The sequence below is a fragment of the Mycoplana sp. ABR4_002 genome (assembly GCF_056159645.1).
In genome coordinates this window covers 26,307-41,993 of sequence record NZ_JBSWVO010000001.1, presented here as the reverse complement: position 1 = coordinate 41,993, position 15,687 = coordinate 26,307, and the positions used below count along the sequence as shown (strand labels likewise).

Here is a 15,687-nt window from a genome sequence, read left to right as displayed (position 1 = left end):
CGCGACTTAGGCGCTGAGGCCGCCAAACAGGGTCGGCATGTCGAGCGGGCGGAAGCCGTAGTGATTCATCCAGCGGACATCGGCATTGAAGAAGTCGCGCAGGTCGGGCATGCCGTATTTCAGCATGGCGATGCGGTCGAGCCCCATGCCCCAGGCAAAGCCCTGGTACTCGTCCGGATCGAGCCCGCCGGCGCGCAGCACGTTCGGATGCACCATGCCGCAGCCGAGAATCTCCATCCAGTCCTTGCCCTCGCCGAACTTGACGATCGGGCCGGAGGAGCGGTCGCACTGGATGTCGACCTCGAAGGAGGGCTCGGTGAACGGGAAGAACGACGGGCGGAAACGCATCGTCACGCCATCGACCTCGAAGAAGGCCTTGCAGAACTCCTCCAGCACCCAGCGCATGTTGGCAACGTTCGCCGACTTGTCGATCACAAGGCCCTCGACCTGGTGGAACATCGGCGAATGGGTCGCATCCGAATCCTGGCGGTAGGTCTTGCCGGGGATGATGATGCGGATCGGCGGCTCCTGCGCCTCCATCGTGCGCACCTGCACCGGCGAGGTGTGCGTGCGCAGCACCTTGCGCTCGCCACTCGCATCCGGAGCGAAGAAGAAGGTGTCGTGCATCTCGCGCGCGGGATGGCCATCGGGGAAGTTCAGCGCGGTGAAGTTGTAGTAGTCGGTCTCGATGTCCGGGCCTTCGGCGATCGAGAATCCCATGTCGGCGAAGATCGCGGTGATCTCGTCGATGATCTGGCTGATCGGATGGATGCGGCCACGCTCGGCCGGCGACTGGCGGACCGGAAGGCTGACGTCCACGGTCTCGGCGGCAAGGCGGGCGGAAATCGCAGCATCGCGCATCGCGCTCTTGCGCGCGGCGATCGCCTCGGTCAGTTCGTTCTTCAGCGCGTTGATGGCCGCACCGCGCGTCTGGCGCTCTTCCGGCGTCATCGCTCCGAGCGTCTTCAGCAGGTCGGACACCGAACCCTTCTTGCCGAGGGCGGTTACGCGGACGGCCTCGACCGCCGCTTCGTCGCCGGCGGCGGCGACCTCAGCCAACAGGGTCTGTTTCAGGGAATCGAGATCGGACATCATTCAAAATCCATTGGCTCAAAGAAAAACCCGCGCCAGCCCTGCCAGCGCGGGTTTCCCAACTTTAGCGACAAAAGGCTTGGGAAGCGCTGGTCTTAACGAACCGCGCTCTCAAACTCGTTCTTGGTGCCGGCATCCTTGAGGTAGGCGAGGGCCTTCTTGGACGCCTCGACGAGGGCGCCGAATGCCGCCGGCTCATGGATCGCCATGTCGGACAGCACCTTGCGGTCAACCTCGATGCCGGCCTTGTTGAGGCCGTCGATGAAGCGTCCGTAGGTGAGGCCGAACTCGCGGACAGCCGCGTTGATGCGCTGGATCCAGAGCGCGCGGAAATTGCGCTTGTTCACCTTGCGGTCGCGGTAGGCATACTGCTTGGAACGGTCAACCGCGGCCTTGGCGGCGCGGATGGTGTTCTTGCGACGGCCGTAGAAGCCCTTGGCGGCCTTGAGCGTCTTCTTGTGCTTGGCGTGGGCGGTAACGCCGCGTTTTACACGTGCCATGTCATGATCTCCTTAACGTATCCAAAATGCCTGAAAGTCTCAGAGACCGTTCGGCAGGTAGTTCTTGATGACCTTCTTGCCATCGGGCTCGGCGAGAACCATGGTTCCGCGCGCGTCGCGAATGAACTTGTTGGTACGCTTGATCATGCCGTGGCGCTTGCCTGCGGCGGCGGCACGGACCTTGCCGGTCGCGGTGATCTTGAACCGCTTCTTGGCAGACGATTTCGTCTTCATCTTGGGCATTTTGCTACTCCATTCTTCTTGGTTTCGAGACGGCTGACGAGGCGCGTCTCCAGCGTAAAGAACGGCCACGGCATGCCCTGCCGGACCGTTCGGACGGGGGCTTGTAACCGAAGTCCCCGAAAAGCGCAACCGGATTCCTGGCGCCCGGCGACTGCGGCGAAACGCAAAGAGCCGCCTCGTCGGCGGCTCATGCGGCGCTATCGTGCCCAGACGCGGCTCACTTCGGAGCCAGCACCATCATCATCTGGCGGCCTTCGAGTTTTGGCTCGGCCTCGACCTTGGCGATCGTCTGCGTGTCTTCCTTGACCTGCAGCAGCAGCTTCATGCCGAGTTCCTGGTGCGCCATTTCGCGGCCGCGGAACTTCAGCGTCACCTTGACCTTGTCGCCGTCCTCGAAAAACCGGTTCATCGCCTTCATCTTCACGTCATAGTCGTGCGTGTCGATGTTGGGCCGCATCTTGATTTCCTTGACCTCGACGATCTTCTGCTTCTTGCGCGCCTCTGCCGCCTTCTTCTGATTGGCGTACTTCAGCTTGCCGAGATCGAGGATCTTGCAGACCGGCGGGTCGTTGTTCGGGGAAATCTCGACGAGATCGAGCCCGGCGTCTTCCGCCATGCGAAGGGCCTGATCTGTCGGGACAATGCCGTGGTTCGTTCCTTCGGCATCAATCAGTTGAACCCGGGGGACCCGGATTTCTCGGTTCGAGCGCGGGCCGTCCTTGACCGGGGCGTCCGCTTTGAAGGGTCTGCGAATGGTCGTATTCTCCTCGAATTGTTTCGGATCGGTATCGCAATTCCTGAGGCAATTTGCACTGCCATAACGCGCGCATGCGCTTGCTGCGGCAATGTGTCGATCGCCGAGGCGAAGTCAATAGCACGTCGCACGGAAAAAATCACCACCTGTGCCAAGCGCCGAGAAATCGTGTAGAGGATCGCACCCATCGATCATCGAAGCGGCGATGTCGGCCGCGGCAGGACGGGAGCGATTGCATGAGCCAGGAGCAGACCATCGGGACAGCCGAACGGATCACGGTCGGATCGGGGGCACAAGCCCGCGATCTCGCCCTGCGGCTGCTGCCGGAACGCGACGGCAACGCGTTGCCACATCTTCTCTGGCTTGGCGGCTACCGATCCGACATGACCGGAACGAAGGCCGTGGAACTGGCCCGCTTTGCCGAGCGCTTGGGCACCGGCTGCATCCGCTTCGACTATTCCGGGCACGGAGCGTCCGGCGGGGCGTTCACCGACGGTACGATCTCGCGCTGGCTCGAGGAGGCGCTCGCGGTCGTCGACCATGCCCGCGCCAGGCTCGGCACCCGCCGTCTGCTGGTGGTCGGATCGTCCATGGGCGGGTGGATCGGGCTCAGACTGGTGCAGGAACTGCAGCGCGCCGGCCGCGCCGGCGAGGTCGCGGCGATGATCCTGATTGCGCCGGCGCCCGACTTCACGATGGACCTGATCGAGCCAAACCTGACCGACGCCGAGCGGACGTCGCTGGCCGAGCGTGGCTTCTTAGAGGAGCCGACCCCCTACGGCCCCGACCCGAACGTCTACACGCTGGCGCTGATCGAGGACGGGCGTCAGAACCGCGTGCTCGATGGCGTGATCGACACCGGCTGCCCGGTCCACGTGCTGCAGGGCATGCAGGACCCGGACGTGCCCTACGCCCACGCGATCCGGCTGATGGAACACCTCGCCTGCGACGATGCGGTGCTCACCCTCATTCGCGACGGAGACCACCGCCTGTCGCGGCCGGAAGACATCGACAAGCTGCTCGACGCCGCCTCCCAGCTGCTGGATGCGTCATAATCGCCACGCCCGGCGGCGCATTTTAACCATGTTGTCGCATGGCGAAACATCGTCATTGACTCAACACCCCTCAAAAAATTAACTCTTCGTTAACATTTGAAGGGGACACCCATGGCGCGAATGACTGGTGCTGAGGCTATCTTTGTGGCGTTCACTGCCTTGTTCGTATCGTCTTCCGCAGCCATGACTGCCCCCGCGTCCGGCCTTTCGATGCGCACGGGCGGGGTCACCTCGCAGCCGATCGGCCACTACGAGTTCTGCCGCACGCATCGCGCCGAGTGCATCGGCAGCCGGCGCGATCCCGGTGCCGCCAAGGTCACGAACTTCGGCTGGACCATGGTCCGCGAGATCAATGCCGAGGTGAACCGGGCCGTCACCCCGATGACCGACAAGGAACTGTTCGGCAAGGACGAACTCTGGTCCTACCCCGACGGGGCCGGCGACTGCGAGGATTTCGTGCTGCTGAAGCGCCGCAAGCTGATCGAGCGCGGATTCTCGCCGGCCGACCTGCTCATTACCGTCGTGCGCAAGCCCGACGGAGAAGGTCACGCGGTGCTGACCGTGCGCTCGACCGACGGTGACTTCGTGCTCGACAATCTCGAGGACGACGTGCGGCTTTGGACCGAGACGCCCTACCGCTATCTCAAGCGCCAGGCCACCTTTCATCCCGGACGCTGGGTGTCGATCGAGAACGGCGATGCCGTGATGGTGTCGTCGGTCGGTTCCAACGACTGACACCGACCGGAGACGCCGCCCGAGTCAGGCATTGCCGATCAAGACACCACAGGCAAAGACAAGGCTGCCTCCGAGCACGACCTGGAAGGTGGCGCGCCAGAACGGCGTTTCCATGTAGCGGTTCTGGATGAAGGCGATCGTCCACAGTTCGACGAACACGACGGCGGCGGCGATCGCCGTGGCCAGCGCGAAGTGCGGGATCAGATAGGGCAAGGCATGTCCGAGCCCCCCCAGCGCCGTCATGATGCCGGAGGCGAGACCGCGCTTGAGCGGCGAGCCGCGCCCGGATATCTTGCCGTCGTCGTGGGCAGCCTCGGTGAAACCCATCGAGATCCCGGCGCCGACGGAAGCGGACAGCCCGACCAGAAAGGTTTGCCAGGTGTCCTGCGTGGCGAAGGCGGCGGCGAAAATCGGCGCAAGCGTCGAGACCGACCCATCCATCAGGCCGGCAAGGCCCGGCTGGATATAGGTGAGGATGAACTGCCGCCGCTCCGTCTGTTCCTCTTCTGCACGCGCGGCCTTGCCGTCTTCGCGCTCGCTGATCTGCCGGGCCATGTCCTCGTGACTCTTTTCCGCCATCGCCAGATCACCGAGGAGCTTGCGGGTCGCAGCGTCCGTGGTCCGGGCGGCGGCGGCCAGGTAGAAGCGGCGTGCCGCCTCCTCCATGGTCCTGGCCTCCGCGCGGGCCGTTGCCACCGGCAGGTGACCGATCAGCCAATCGGGCTTGCGCTCGGGAAAGTCACGCACATACTCGCGACGGACCAGGGGGATGCGGTCGCCGAAGCGCCTGACATGCAATTCGATAAGCATGCGCCGGTGCTCGCTTTCCTCCCGCGCCATGTCCTCGAACATCGCTGCGGTGTATGGGGAAGCCCCGCGAATGGCGTCGGCATAGGCGAGATAGATCCGGCCGTCATCCTCCTCCGCCGATATCGCGAGCGCAAGGATCTCCTGCTCGCTCAGAGACTCGAGAGAGCGCTTGTTCTGGCGGAAGAGGCGGGCGAGCATGGCGAATCCTTTTTTAGAATAATTCTAAACTTAGGAAGTCGCTCGGCCATGGTCAACCCCGACGCCGTCAGGACGACAGCCCCTTCGCCGCCCGGCGACGGGCGGCGGACAGCCCGCGGAAGATCGGCGACGCCACGTCCGCGTCGATCATTGCGGTCAGGCCCGCCGCGGTCGTGCCCTGGTATTCAAGGAAGACGTCGACAAGGCCCGACGGTGCCTGCTGCGATTGGGCCATGAACGCGCCGGCTCCGAGAAAGAGCTGGCGCACCGCCAATTCCGCGGTCTCCGGGTCGATGCCGGACGCGATCGCATGGCGGATCATCGCATCGGCGAAGAGCGCCGGAAACGCCGGGCCGGACCCGGTCAGCGCGGTGAAGTAGTCGAGCTGCTCTTCCGCCGCAATGCCGTGCGCGCGGCCCGAGGCGGAAAGGAAGCGGAAGACGAAATAGGCCTCGTCGTCGGATACGGCGTCGGTCGCGAACCAGGGCGTGAAGGAAAGCCGCTGCTCGGCGCAGGCGTTCGGCATGGCGCGCACGATCCGCCGCGCGCCGAACTGGCGTGCGAGCGCGGCCGCCGCCACGCCGGCGACGACGGAAACCAGAAGCTTGTCCTCCAGATCGAGGGCGATATCGGCAAGATCGCCGGGCCGGACGCAGAGGATAACGATATCGGACGCCGCAGCCAATTCGGCATTGTCCGTGGTCGTGCGGAGGCCTGGCCATGCATCGAAGCCGGACACTTCTCCCGAACGTGTGGATAGGATCAGTTGCTCCGGGCGAACGACGCCGTCGGCGAGCGCAGGGCGCAGCAGCGCTCCGGCCAGCCAACCGCCGCCGCCGATCACCCCGATCGTCGCCATCGGCGCCTCAGGCCCACTCACCGGCGCGCATCACGGGGACCCGATCGCCGCTTGCCCTGATACCGTCGATGTCGATGCTGCCCGACCCGATCATCCAGTCGATGTGGATCAGGCTCGCATTGCCACCCTGCGCCCTGATCTGCTCCGGCGTCAGGCTGGCGCCGTCGAGGAAGCACTTCGAATAGCACTGGCCGAGCGCGATGTGACAGGCGGCATTCTCGTCGAAAAGCGTGTTGTAGAAGAGCAGACCGCTCGCCGAGATCGGCGAAGAATGCGGCACCAGCGCCACCTCACCAAGGCGGCGCGCTCCCTCGTCGGTGTCGAGCACCTTGCCGAGGACCGCCTCGCCCTTCGCCGCGTGCGCCTCGACGATCCGCCCGCCCTCGAACCGCACGCGGATGTCATCGATCAGTGTGCCCTGATGCGAGAGCGGCTTGGTGCTGGCGACGTGCCCCTCGACGCGCAGGGCGTGCGGGGTGGTGAAGACCTCCTCGGTCGGGATGTTCGGATTGCAGGTGATGCCGTTCTTGGCCGTCGAGGCCCCGCCGTGCCATTCGTGACCGTCAGCGAGCCCGACCGTCAGGTCAGTGCCGGGTCCGCTGAAGTGGAGCGCGGCGAAACGCTCGTCATTCAGCCAGGCCGAGCGGCTGCGCAGACCGGCATTGTGCGCCTTCCAGGCGCCGACCGGATCGGCCAGGTCGACGCGCGAGGCCGAAAAGATCGCCTGGGCAAGTTTTTCGACGGCAACGTCCACGGCATCGTCCGGAAACACCTGCCTGGCCCAGGACGGGTTCGGATAGGAGACGATGTTCCAGTTGATGTCGAAGTTGGCGATCTTTTCGAGCGCCGGCTTGTATGCCATCGAATTGGCCTTGTTGGCGCGCGCGACCTTTGCCGGCTCCTCGTTCGCCAGGAGCATCGGGTTGTCGCCGGCGATCGCCAGGCGCGCCGCGCCGTCGGAATAGGCTCTTGCCATGCCCTCGTACAACCAGTCCGTTGCCCGGTCGAAACTCTCGTCCGGAGCATGGCGGTAGCGCGCCAGGGTCGCCTCCTCGTCGGCGTAGAAGGTGCTGACAAGGCCGGCACCGGCCAGATAGGCGTGCTTGGTGATGAGGCGCGCGAGCGGGATGGCCGCGATCGGCGCGGTCATCACGAGATCCTGCCCCCTCTGCAAGTTGAGGCCGACCTTCACGGCCACCTCGGCAAGCTTTTCGAGTTTGTCGGGATCGACCGGGGCGGCTGCGGTGCGAAGGGGGGCGTCCATCACGGCTCCTGCTGCTTTGATTGGCGTTGACCCTACTTAGGACGGAATCGCGGAAAACAGAAGGCCGGCACCGGCCTTCCCCTCGTCCTCCTTCAGGCCACGACGGCTACCGCCACTGCCTTGAGAACACGACAGGCGTCGGCGGGCGACAGCCGGACCTGCAGGCCACGCTGGCCGGCATTGATATAGACCGACGCGTGCGCCAGTGCCGCCTCCTCTATCGCCGTCGGCACCGCCTTGCGCTGGCCGAACGGGCTGATGCCGCCGACGTGGTAGCCGGTCAGCCGCTCCGCATCGGCCGGCTTCATCATGCCTGCCGACTTGCCGCCGAAGGCGGCCGCGAGCTTCTTCATGCTGACCTCGCAATTGGCCGGCACGATGACGCAGACGGGCCGCCCGTCAACTTCGGCCATCAACGTCTTGAGCAGCTTGTCCGGAGCCTCCCCCAGCGCCTCGGCGGCCTGCAGTCCGATCCTGTCGGCAGCCGGATCGTATTCGTAGGCATGGACGGTGAAGCTGACGCCGGCCCTGGTGAGGGCCTGGGTTGCGCGGGTGGCCTTGGACATGTCGGATCGCCGAAAAACACTGCTGACGTCCCAACGCCTGCCGCCGCCGGGCATCCATTGTCAAGGGCCACGTGCGGGATGGAGCCTACTTGCGCAGCGAGTTGTCCCGCTGGATGCCGCGGAAGCGGGCCGCGGCCTCCGTCCTATTGTGAACGCCGAGCTTGCGGATGATGTTGTGCAGGTGGATCTTCACCGTGTGCTCGGACAGACCGAAGGCTGCGGCTATCAGCTTGTTCTGCAGACCGCGAGAGACCATTTCGAGGATTTGCAGTTCCCGGGCCGTCAGTTCCGGCATGGCGCTTCGCCGGACCGGTCCATTGCCATGGGCGGGCGCCGGCAGAATGTCGCCGCCCGCTCGCGTGTCCATGATCGAACCCGGCGGCAGATACTCGCCGCCGCACAGCATCAGCCGTATGATCGAAAGCCAGACATCGAGGCGCAGATCCATCGGCAGGACGCTGCGGAACAGCGGCGAATCCACGACTGCCGTCAGTGACGTGACCTGGAGCTTGTCATAGGGTTCGATCACCGCCGTCAGCGCATGCGGGTGAAGCCGCTGCAGGATCGCCGCCGCGGCTTCCGCCTCCTTCATCAGGCTGACATCGACAAGGATCAGCGCGACGGGGTGCGAGAAGATCCGGCACGCCGCACGAATCTGATCCACCTGCTCCACGACGACCCACGGAAACTCGCGCTCCACGGCCTCGACCAGGCGCTGCGACACGCTCCCGGTGTTCGTCAGGATCAGCATCACGCGCTGTGGCTCAGGTCCTCCCCGAACGCCCGTCGCGCCCACCCCTGCCTCGGCGAATTCGTTCCCGTCCAACAGCACCATATCCTTCACCCGCGCACGGAAGCCCACCGCGCGCCACTCGGTGAACCTTAACCTACGAGCGTAACGGTCGCGACGGTACAAATCGGCTGAACCATGGGCCGAAGGGCAAGGGGCACGGGAACGCCGCGCGAAAATCGCTCATCCAAAGGGACTAGGACGGAGCAGTGCCTACCCCCCAAGCGGAGAGCAGGGCACCGTGGTCCATGTACCCTCCCCATGCGGACACCGCCCATAGGTCGCGCACCCCGGGCCAGGGGCGCCGGAATGGCGGTCGGGCTAAGCCTGCCATGCTCGGATTCAGCAATATTGATGAAGAGGGGAACTGGTGCCCCCTCTTCTCAATATTTCAATAATTTGCACACTGGATCCGTGTCATCGCCGGGCGCCTGACGGGCAGGCGGCTTCCGCTTCCCGACCCTTTAGCGTCCTGGACTGCGGGTTGGAGAACTGCATGCTGAGCAATTTTCGGTGGTTTCGCCGATGGATGGGCGGAGGGCTCCTCATCCTCTCGGCACTTGCGTGGGGTGCGCCCGTTGCGGCCGGCGAGGTGAAGCTTGTCCCGCAAACGAAGATTCGCCTCACCGTCGTCCAGTGGATCCCGACCAAGGGGGTCTACGAGACCTGGGGACCGCTCGGGGGCGAGTTCCTCGTCTCCGAAAAGGGCGAGCTGTCGCTGCCCGTGGTCGGCATCGTACCCGTCGGCGAACTCGACGAAGCCGGGCTGGCCGACGAGATCGCCGGTCGCCTCAAGACCCGGATCGGCCTGGTCGAAACGCCGGAAACGTCGGTGGAAGTGATCGAGTATCCCCCGATCTACGTGGTCGGCGATGTCGCAAGGCCGGGGGAATACCGGTTCCGCAAAGGTCTGACCGTGCTGCAGGCGCTGGCATTGGCCGGCGGCCAGTATCGGCGGGCCGACGGGCTCGCCGGCACACGCGGGCAGGCCGAGCTCGCCGGAGAACTGAGAGAGCTCGAGGATTCAATCCTGCGCAGCACGGTCAAGCTGGCGCGGCTTGAGGCCGAGATGACCGGCGCCAAGGAGTTCGCCTTCGAGGCGCAGGCCGATCAGCAAGGCCCGCTGGCCACAGCCACGTACGACCAGGAAAAGCGGGTGTTTTCGGCCCGTGCGGCCGTTGTCGAGCGCCAGTCGCGGTCATTCACGGAACTGCGCGAACTGATGGCCCGCGAGATCGACACGCTCGAAAGCAAGATCTCCGGCAATGACGAGGACATCGAGTCCGTGCGCAAGGAACTCGCCACCGTCAAGCCGATGGTGGACAAAGGCGTGATCCTGCCGACGCGCCAGACGGATCTGGAACGGGCCTTGCGGAGCTATCAGGCAGCAAGGCTCGACATGGTCACGGCCATCATGCGGGCACGCCAGAACATCGCCGAGGCGACGCGCAATCTGGAGGGACTTGCGGACAATCGCGACGTCGAGGTCGCCACGCAGCTGCAGGAGGAGCGCGGCACCCTGAAGCAGCTGCAACTGCGGCGCGACACCCGGCGAAAGCTCCTGCTCGACGTGCTGGCCGACGGGCCGACGGCCGCCGAAGGACCGGCCTACACGGTCTCGCGCCGGGTCGACGACACGGTTTCGGAGCTTGCCGCGCCCGAGACCATGGCGCTGCAGCCGGGCGACGTCGTTCGCGTGACCCGAGGACTGCCGCGCGACACCACCGAACAGCCCGAGGGGCCCGGAGACACAGAAGTTTCGCGCGCGCAGCCCGGAGAGGCCATCCAGTGAGGATATCGATCCAGACCGGCGACACGGGACCCGCCAAGGACCCAGGAGAGGGACATACAAGATGAAGGGGATCATTCTGGCGGGGGGAAGCGGTACGCGCCTCTATCCACTGACGATCGCGGTATCGAAACAGATCTTGCCGATCTACGACAAGCCAATGATCTATTATCCTCTGAGCGTCCTGATGCTGACCGGCATCCGCGAGATCCTCATCATTTCGACCCCCCGCGACCTGCCTTGCTTCCAGGCTCTCCTCGGCGACGGATCGGAATTCGGCCTCGCCATCTCCTATGCCGAGCAGCCTCATCCGAACGGGCTGGCCGAGGCCTTCATCATCGGAAGCAGCTTCGTCGGCCGGGACAATGTCGCAATGATCCTGGGGGACAACATCTTTTTCGGCCACGGCCTTCCCGGGGTTTGCCGCCAGGCCGCGGCGCGCGAAAACGGCGCCTCGGTGTTCGCCTATCACGTCGACGATCCGGAACGCTACGGTGTCGTCAGCTTCGACAGGCAGACAGGCAAGGCGACGACCATCGAGGAGAAGCCGGTCGCCCCCAAGTCGAACTGGGCCGTGACCGGGCTCTATTTCTATGACAATGATGTCGTGGACATCGCCCGCTCGATCGAGCCATCCGCCCGAGGCGAACTGGAGATCACCACGGTCAACAACATCTATCTCGAACGCGGCGACCTGCATGTGTGCCAGCTCGGACGGGGCTATGCCTGGCTCGATACGGGCACCTACGACAGCCTGCAGGACGCCTCCTCCTTCGTTCGCACCGTCCAGCGCCGCCAGGGCGTACAGATCGCCTGCCCGGAGGAGATCGCGCTCGACATGGGCTGGCTCGGGACGGAGGAGGTCCGCCGGCGGGCAGCGCTCCTGGGCAAGACCACCTACGCCACCTACCTGAACAGACTGGTCGAGGAACGCACCGGATGAGCTTTGACATCAGGCCGCTGGCGCTGGAGGGGGTCCTGGAGATCAGGCCGCGCAAGTTCGGCGACGACCGCGGCTTCTTTTCCGAGACCTGGAGCGCCCAGCGCTTCTCGGAAGCGGGGCTGGAACTGCAGTTCGTCCAGGACAATCATTCCTTCTCCGCCGCTCGCGGCGTGCTGCGCGGCCTTCACTACCAGCTTCCGCCCTATGCGCAGGACAAGCTTGTGCGGGTCGTCAAGGGCGCTATCTTCGACGTCGCCGTCGACATCCGCAAGGGGTCGCCGACCTTCGGGAGATGGTGCGCCCTGCGCCTGTCCGAAGCCGACTGGAACCAGTTGCTCGTGCCCAAGGGCTTCGCCCATGGCTTCCTCACGCTCGAGCCCAACACGGAGGTGATCTACAAAGTGACGAATCCCTACTCGCCGCCGCATGATCGCTCGATCCGGTTCGACGACGCCGACATCGGCATCGCCTGGCCGCTGCCTGCCGAGCAGGTCCAGCTTTCCGACAAGGACCGGACCGCGCCGTTCCTGGCGCAGGCGGATGTCTTCGCCGCAGCGCAAGGGGACGCCCGATGAATTTTCTCGTCACCGGCGGCGCCGGCTTCATCGGGTCGGCGGTCTGCCGCCATCTCGCGGCGGTGCCCGGCAACCGGGTCGTGAATGTCGACAAGCTCACCTATGCCGGAAACCTTGCCTCGCTTTCCGCGATCGCCGACCTGCCGACCTACCGGTTCGTAAAGGCCGACATCTGCGATCAGGCAACGATCTTCGAACTGTTGAAGGCAGAGGCGATCAACTGCGTCATCCACCTCGCCGCCGAAACCCATGTCGATCGTTCGATCGATGGCCCGGACGCCTTTGTCGAGGCGAACATCGTCGGCACCTACCGGCTGCTGCAGGCGGCCCTGAAGTACTGGCGCGGGCTGGAGGAGGGAACGCACTCGTTCCGCTTCCTCCACGTGTCGACCGACGAGGTGTTCGGAGACCTCCCCTTCGACGACAGTACCTTCAACGAGCGCACGCCCTATGCACCGTCCTCGCCCTACTCGGCTTCCAAGGCGGCGTCGGATCACCTGGTTCGTGCCTGGCACCATACCTTCGGCCTTCCGGTCGTGCTGACCAATTGCTCGAACAACTACGGCCCCTACCACTACCCGGAGAAGCTCATTCCGCTCGTCATCCTCAACGCGCTGGACGAAAAGCCGCTGCCGATCTACGGCACCGGCGCAAACGTGCGCGACTGGCTATTTGTCGAGGATCACGCCCGGGCGCTGGCGCTGGTCGCCGCCCGCGGCACGGTCGGCGAGAGCTACAACATCGGCGGAAACTGCGAACGCACCAATCTGGCGGTGGTGCAGCAGATCTGCGACACGCTTGACCGCAAGCGGCCACGCGGCAACCGGTCCAGCTACCGTGATCTGATCTCCTTTGTCGACGATCGTCCGGGCCACGACCGCCGCTATGCGATGGACACGGGCAAGATCGCGGCCGAGCTCGGCTGGGCGCCGCGGGAAAGCTTCGAGACCGGGCTGGAGAAGACGGTCGACTGGTATCTCGATAACGAATGGTGGTGGCGCCCGATCCGCGAGGGGGCCTATGCCGGCGACCGCCTCGGCAAACTGGTCGCCGGACGATGAAGGTCCTGGTGACGGGCGCGCAGGGCCAGCTTTCGAAGAGCCTTCGCGAGGTGGCGGCTGGAAGACCCGGCGTGACCATCCAGACCATCGGCCGACCGGCGCTGGAGCTGTCAGACCCTGAGTCGGTCCGCGACGCCATTGTCGGCGCCGAGCCCGACATCGTCGTCTCCGCGGCGGCCTACACCGCAGTCGACCGGGCAGAGGACGAACCCGACCTGGCCCGCCGGATCAACGTGGGCGGTGCCGCCAGCGTCGCGGCAGCGGCCGCGGCCCTGGGCGTGCCGGTGATCCACATTTCCACAGACTACGTGTTCGCTGGCGAGGCCCCCCATGCCTACGATGAGCAGGACGCAACCGGTCCGAAGACGGTCTACGGCCGCACCAAGCTCGAGGGCGAGCGAGCCGTGGCAAGCGTCAATCCGCGCCACATCATCCTGCGGACGAGCTGGGTCTACAGCCCCTTCGGCACGAATTTCATCAGGACGATGCTGAGGCTGGCGACGGAGCGTGACACGATCGCCGTCGTCGCGGACCAATGGGGCAATCCCACATCCGCGCTGGACCTTGCCGCCGCCGTTCTCCGCGTCGCCGGACATCCGGCCCGCGCGACGTCCGGCGTCTACCACGTCACCGGCACCGGCGAGACGAACTGGGCCGGCTTTGCCAGGCACGTCTTCCGGGCCAGCAAGGCTGCGGGCGGACCGCATGCCCGCGTCGAGGACATCGCCTCTTCCGCATATCGGACGAAGGCGGCGCGCCCGCTCAACTCGCGCCTGTCCTGCGACAAGTTCGAGCGGACATTCGGATGGCGCGCGCCCCCCTGGCCAGCCAGCACAGACGCGGTCGTTCGGCGGCTAGTCGACGCCGACTACCGCAATCATTTGCAGAGGACGGACGTCTGAACGGACGTGCGGGGAATGAATGGCAGCGCACGAATCCCCGTCAGAGGGACAGACCTACTTCCAGATCCTGAAGTCGATGGCCATGATCGGTGGCTCGTCGCTGGTCAACGTCGGGTTCTCGATCGTCCGCAACAAGGCCATGGCTCTTCTGCTCGGGCCGGCCGGCGTGGGCCAGATGGGGCTCTACATGTCGATCGTCGACCTGACCCAGGCGGTGGCCGGACTGGGCGTCCAGGCGAGCGGCGTGCGCCAGATCGCCGAAGCGGTGGGGACCGGCGACATGGACCGGATCGCGCGAACGGCAGCGGCGCTGCGCCGGACCTCGATTGCGCTCGGGGTGGTCGGGGCCGTGCTGCTGGCCGCTCTTGCGCAGCCGGTCGCGCATCTCACCTTCGGCGACCACCAGCACACGCTCGGCGTGACCATGCTCGCCCTTGCGATCTTCTTCCAGCTGGTTGCGGGCGGACAACTCGCCCTGGTGCAGGGCGTGCGCGATATCGCCAGCCTTGCCCTGATCAACGTGCTGTCGGGCCTGTGCGCCACGGTGGCGACGATCGCGCTCGTCTACGCCTTCGGTGCCGAAGGCGTCGCCCCCTCGATCGTGGCCTCGGCGCTTGCCTTGTTCCTGATCGCCTCCTGGTTCAGCCGCCGGGTCAGGGTCACCCGGCCGGCCATGTCCGCCCGCGACCTGATCGAGGAGGTCTCGCCGCTGCTGAAGCTCGGCATCGTGTTCATGGTGAGCGCCCTGCTCACCTTCGGCGCCTCCTACGTCATCCGTCTCATCGTCCTGTACGATGCCGGCGTCGCCGCGGCCGGCCTTTACCAGGCGGCATGGGCGCTCGGCGGTCTCTATGCCGGCTTCATCCTGCAGGCGATGGGAGCCGACTTCTACCCGCGCCTGACGGCCGTCGCCTCCGACCACGCCGCCTGCAACCGTCTGGTCAACGACCAGACACAGGTCAGCCTGCTGCTGGCCGGTCCCGGCGTCCTTGCCACGCTGACGCTCGCTCCGCTGGCGATGTGGCTGTTCTACTCCCCCGAGTTCTATCCCGCCGCCGACATCCTGCGCTGGATTTGCCTCGGCATGATGTTGCGGGTGGTGTCCTGGCCGATGGGCTTCATCATGGTGGCCAAGGGCAACCGCGCGCTTTTCTTCTGGGCCGAGGTCGCCGCCACGGTCGTGCATGTCGGCCTGGCCAAGCTGCTGGTCGCCCGGGCCGGACCGATCGGCGCCGGAGCGGCGTTCTTCGCACTCTATGTCTGGCACACCGGCCTCGTCTATGTCGTTTCGCGCCACCTGACGGGCTTCCGCTGGTCCGCGATCAACTTCAGGCTCGGGATCGTCTTCCTGACAACGGCGGGGCTGGTCTTTCTCGGGACCCTGACGCTCTCGCCATGGCAGGCGATGGCGTGCGGCGGCGCGGCAACGCTCCTGAGCGGCTTCCTTTGCTTGAGAAGGCTGCTGCGGCTGCTCCCGCCGGACGCGCTGCCGACCCCGTTCCGCCTGCTGTTGCGGCGGCCCGAGCGGAAGAGCGCCTGAGACCGCCGCGG

17 protein-coding genes are annotated in these 15,687 nt (G+C 65.5%); 8 read left to right on the top strand and 9 right to left on the bottom strand.

Annotation, left to right across the window (positions count from 1 at the left end; translation table 11 throughout):
• Nucleotides 1-6 precede the first annotated feature (6 nt).
• The 4 genes from pheS to infC form a co-directional block, all read right to left on the bottom strand.
• Complete coding sequence (gene pheS, locus ACXAGF_RS00205) at nt 7-1,092, bottom strand: phenylalanine--tRNA ligase subunit alpha (RefSeq protein WP_475013539.1); 1,086 nt, start codon at nt 1,090-1,092, stop codon at nt 7-9.
• Between the two features lie 95 nt (nt 1,093-1,187).
• On the bottom strand, nt 1,188-1,592 hold the full coding sequence (rplT, locus tag ACXAGF_RS00200) for a 50S ribosomal protein L20 (RefSeq protein ID WP_112594651.1): 405 nt from the start codon (nt 1,590-1,592) through the stop codon (nt 1,188-1,190).
• Nucleotides 1,593-1,631: 39 nt separating this feature from the next.
• Nucleotides 1,632-1,835: a 50S ribosomal protein L35 gene (rpmI, locus tag ACXAGF_RS00195; protein WP_065372108.1), complete on the bottom strand. Its 204-nt coding sequence runs from the start codon at nt 1,833-1,835 to the stop codon at nt 1,632-1,634.
• Nucleotides 1,836-2,052: 217 nt separating this feature from the next.
• On the bottom strand, nt 2,053-2,589 hold the full coding sequence (gene infC, locus ACXAGF_RS00190; RefSeq protein WP_475019179.1) for a translation initiation factor IF-3: 537 nt from the start codon (nt 2,587-2,589) through the stop codon (nt 2,053-2,055).
• A 236-nt stretch (nt 2,590-2,825) separates the two neighbouring features.
• Between infC and ACXAGF_RS00185 the strand changes: the two genes are divergently transcribed.
• Both ACXAGF_RS00185 and ACXAGF_RS00180 read left to right on the top strand, forming a co-directional pair.
• Nucleotides 2,826-3,644: an alpha/beta hydrolase gene (locus ACXAGF_RS00185; protein ID WP_475013536.1), complete on the top strand. Its 819-nt coding sequence runs from the start codon at nt 2,826-2,828 to the stop codon at nt 3,642-3,644.
• 111 nt (nt 3,645-3,755) lie between these two features.
• Complete coding sequence (locus ACXAGF_RS00180) at nt 3,756-4,379, top strand: transglutaminase-like cysteine peptidase (RefSeq protein ID WP_475013534.1); 624 nt, start codon at nt 3,756-3,758, stop codon at nt 4,377-4,379.
• 24 nt (nt 4,380-4,403) lie between these two features.
• On the opposite strand, the gene mbfA is transcribed toward ACXAGF_RS00180, so the two are convergent.
• From mbfA to ACXAGF_RS00155, 5 genes are all read right to left on the bottom strand, one after another.
• Entirely contained in the window at nt 4,404-5,387 is a 984-nt protein-coding gene (mbfA, locus tag ACXAGF_RS00175) for an iron exporter MbfA (RefSeq protein WP_475013533.1), read from the bottom strand.
• A gap of 67 nt (nt 5,388-5,454) precedes the next feature.
• Nucleotides 5,455-6,246: a pyrroline-5-carboxylate reductase family protein gene (locus tag ACXAGF_RS00170; protein ID WP_475013531.1), complete on the bottom strand. Its 792-nt coding sequence runs from the start codon at nt 6,244-6,246 to the stop codon at nt 5,455-5,457.
• Between the two features lie 7 nt (nt 6,247-6,253).
• The gene (locus ACXAGF_RS00165) at nt 6,254-7,510 is read right to left on the bottom strand and encodes an aminopeptidase (RefSeq protein WP_475013529.1); all 1,257 of its coding nucleotides are present in this window, start codon (nt 7,508-7,510) and stop codon (nt 6,254-6,256) included.
• A 92-nt stretch (nt 7,511-7,602) separates the two neighbouring features.
• A complete protein-coding gene (gene ybaK / locus ACXAGF_RS00160; RefSeq protein WP_475013527.1) occupies nt 7,603-8,076 on the bottom strand; it encodes a Cys-tRNA(Pro) deacylase in 474 nt (157 codons plus the stop codon).
• A gap of 85 nt (nt 8,077-8,161) precedes the next feature.
• Nucleotides 8,162-8,911: a helix-turn-helix transcriptional regulator gene (locus ACXAGF_RS00155; RefSeq protein ID WP_475019178.1), complete on the bottom strand. Its 750-nt coding sequence runs from the start codon at nt 8,909-8,911 to the stop codon at nt 8,162-8,164.
• Between the two features lie 451 nt (nt 8,912-9,362).
• On the opposite strand from ACXAGF_RS00155, the gene ACXAGF_RS00150 reads away from it, so the two are divergent.
• The 6 genes from ACXAGF_RS00150 (at nt 9,363) to ACXAGF_RS00125 (ending at nt 15,676) form a co-directional block, all read left to right on the top strand.
• Nucleotides 9,363-10,658: a polysaccharide biosynthesis/export family protein gene (locus ACXAGF_RS00150; protein WP_475013526.1), complete on the top strand. Its 1,296-nt coding sequence runs from the start codon at nt 9,363-9,365 to the stop codon at nt 10,656-10,658.
• A 61-nt stretch (nt 10,659-10,719) separates the two neighbouring features.
• Complete coding sequence (rfbA, locus tag ACXAGF_RS00145) at nt 10,720-11,598, top strand: glucose-1-phosphate thymidylyltransferase RfbA (protein WP_475013524.1); 879 nt, start codon at nt 10,720-10,722, stop codon at nt 11,596-11,598.
• Nucleotides 11,595-12,173 carry a dTDP-4-dehydrorhamnose 3,5-epimerase gene (gene rfbC / locus ACXAGF_RS00140; protein ID WP_475013522.1) on the top strand — a complete coding sequence of 193 codons (579 nt, stop codon included), beginning with the start codon at nt 11,595-11,597 and terminating at the stop codon, nt 12,171-12,173. The genes rfbA and rfbC overlap by 4 nt, the downstream gene beginning before the upstream one ends.
• A complete protein-coding gene (rfbB, locus tag ACXAGF_RS00135) occupies nt 12,170-13,234 on the top strand; it encodes a dTDP-glucose 4,6-dehydratase (protein WP_475013521.1) in 1,065 nt (354 codons plus the stop codon). Before rfbC ends, rfbB begins: the two co-directional genes overlap by 4 nt.
• Nucleotides 13,231-14,136 carry a dTDP-4-dehydrorhamnose reductase gene (gene rfbD / locus ACXAGF_RS00130; protein WP_475013519.1) on the top strand — a complete coding sequence of 302 codons (906 nt, stop codon included), beginning with the start codon at nt 13,231-13,233 and terminating at the stop codon, nt 14,134-14,136. Before rfbB ends, rfbD begins: the two co-directional genes overlap by 4 nt.
• 19 nt (nt 14,137-14,155) lie before the next feature.
• Nucleotides 14,156-15,676: an O-antigen translocase gene (locus ACXAGF_RS00125; RefSeq protein WP_475013517.1), complete on the top strand. Its 1,521-nt coding sequence runs from the start codon at nt 14,156-14,158 to the stop codon at nt 15,674-15,676.
• Nucleotides 15,677-15,687: the final 11 nt, after the last annotated feature.

Coding starts and splice junctions, on each gene's coding strand:
- ACXAGF_RS00165 (WP_475013529.1), bottom strand. CDS start 7,510: ATGGACGCCCCCCTTCGCACCGCAGCCGCCCCGGTCGATCCCGACAAA.
- rfbD (WP_475013519.1), top strand. CDS start 13,231: ATGAAGGTCCTGGTGACGGGCGCGCAGGGCCAGCTTTCGAAGAGCCTT.
- ybaK (WP_475013527.1), bottom strand. CDS start 8,076: ATGTCCAAGGCCACCCGCGCAACCCAGGCCCTCACCAGGGCCGGCGTC.
- rplT (WP_112594651.1), bottom strand. CDS start 1,592: ATGGCACGTGTAAAACGCGGCGTTACCGCCCACGCCAAGCACAAGAAG.
- rfbB (WP_475013521.1), top strand. CDS start 12,170: ATGAATTTTCTCGTCACCGGCGGCGCCGGCTTCATCGGGTCGGCGGTC.
- rpmI (WP_065372108.1), bottom strand. CDS start 1,835: ATGCCCAAGATGAAGACGAAATCGTCTGCCAAGAAGCGGTTCAAGATC.
- ACXAGF_RS00185 (WP_475013536.1), top strand. CDS start 2,826: ATGAGCCAGGAGCAGACCATCGGGACAGCCGAACGGATCACGGTCGGA.
- ACXAGF_RS00155 (WP_475019178.1), bottom strand. CDS start 8,911: ATGGTGCTGTTGGACGGGAACGAATTCGCCGAGGCAGGGGTGGGCGCG.
- rfbA (WP_475013524.1), top strand. CDS start 10,720: ATGAAGGGGATCATTCTGGCGGGGGGAAGCGGTACGCGCCTCTATCCA.
- ACXAGF_RS00125 (WP_475013517.1), top strand. CDS start 14,156: ATGGCAGCGCACGAATCCCCGTCAGAGGGACAGACCTACTTCCAGATC.
- pheS (WP_475013539.1), bottom strand. CDS start 1,092: ATGTCCGATCTCGATTCCCTGAAACAGACCCTGTTGGCTGAGGTCGCC.
- ACXAGF_RS00180 (WP_475013534.1), top strand. CDS start 3,756: ATGGCGCGAATGACTGGTGCTGAGGCTATCTTTGTGGCGTTCACTGCC.
- rfbC (WP_475013522.1), top strand. CDS start 11,595: ATGAGCTTTGACATCAGGCCGCTGGCGCTGGAGGGGGTCCTGGAGATC.
- ACXAGF_RS00170 (WP_475013531.1), bottom strand. CDS start 6,246: ATGGCGACGATCGGGGTGATCGGCGGCGGCGGTTGGCTGGCCGGAGCG.
- ACXAGF_RS00150 (WP_475013526.1), top strand. CDS start 9,363: ATGCTGAGCAATTTTCGGTGGTTTCGCCGATGGATGGGCGGAGGGCTC.
- mbfA (WP_475013533.1), bottom strand. CDS start 5,387: ATGCTCGCCCGCCTCTTCCGCCAGAACAAGCGCTCTCTCGAGTCTCTG.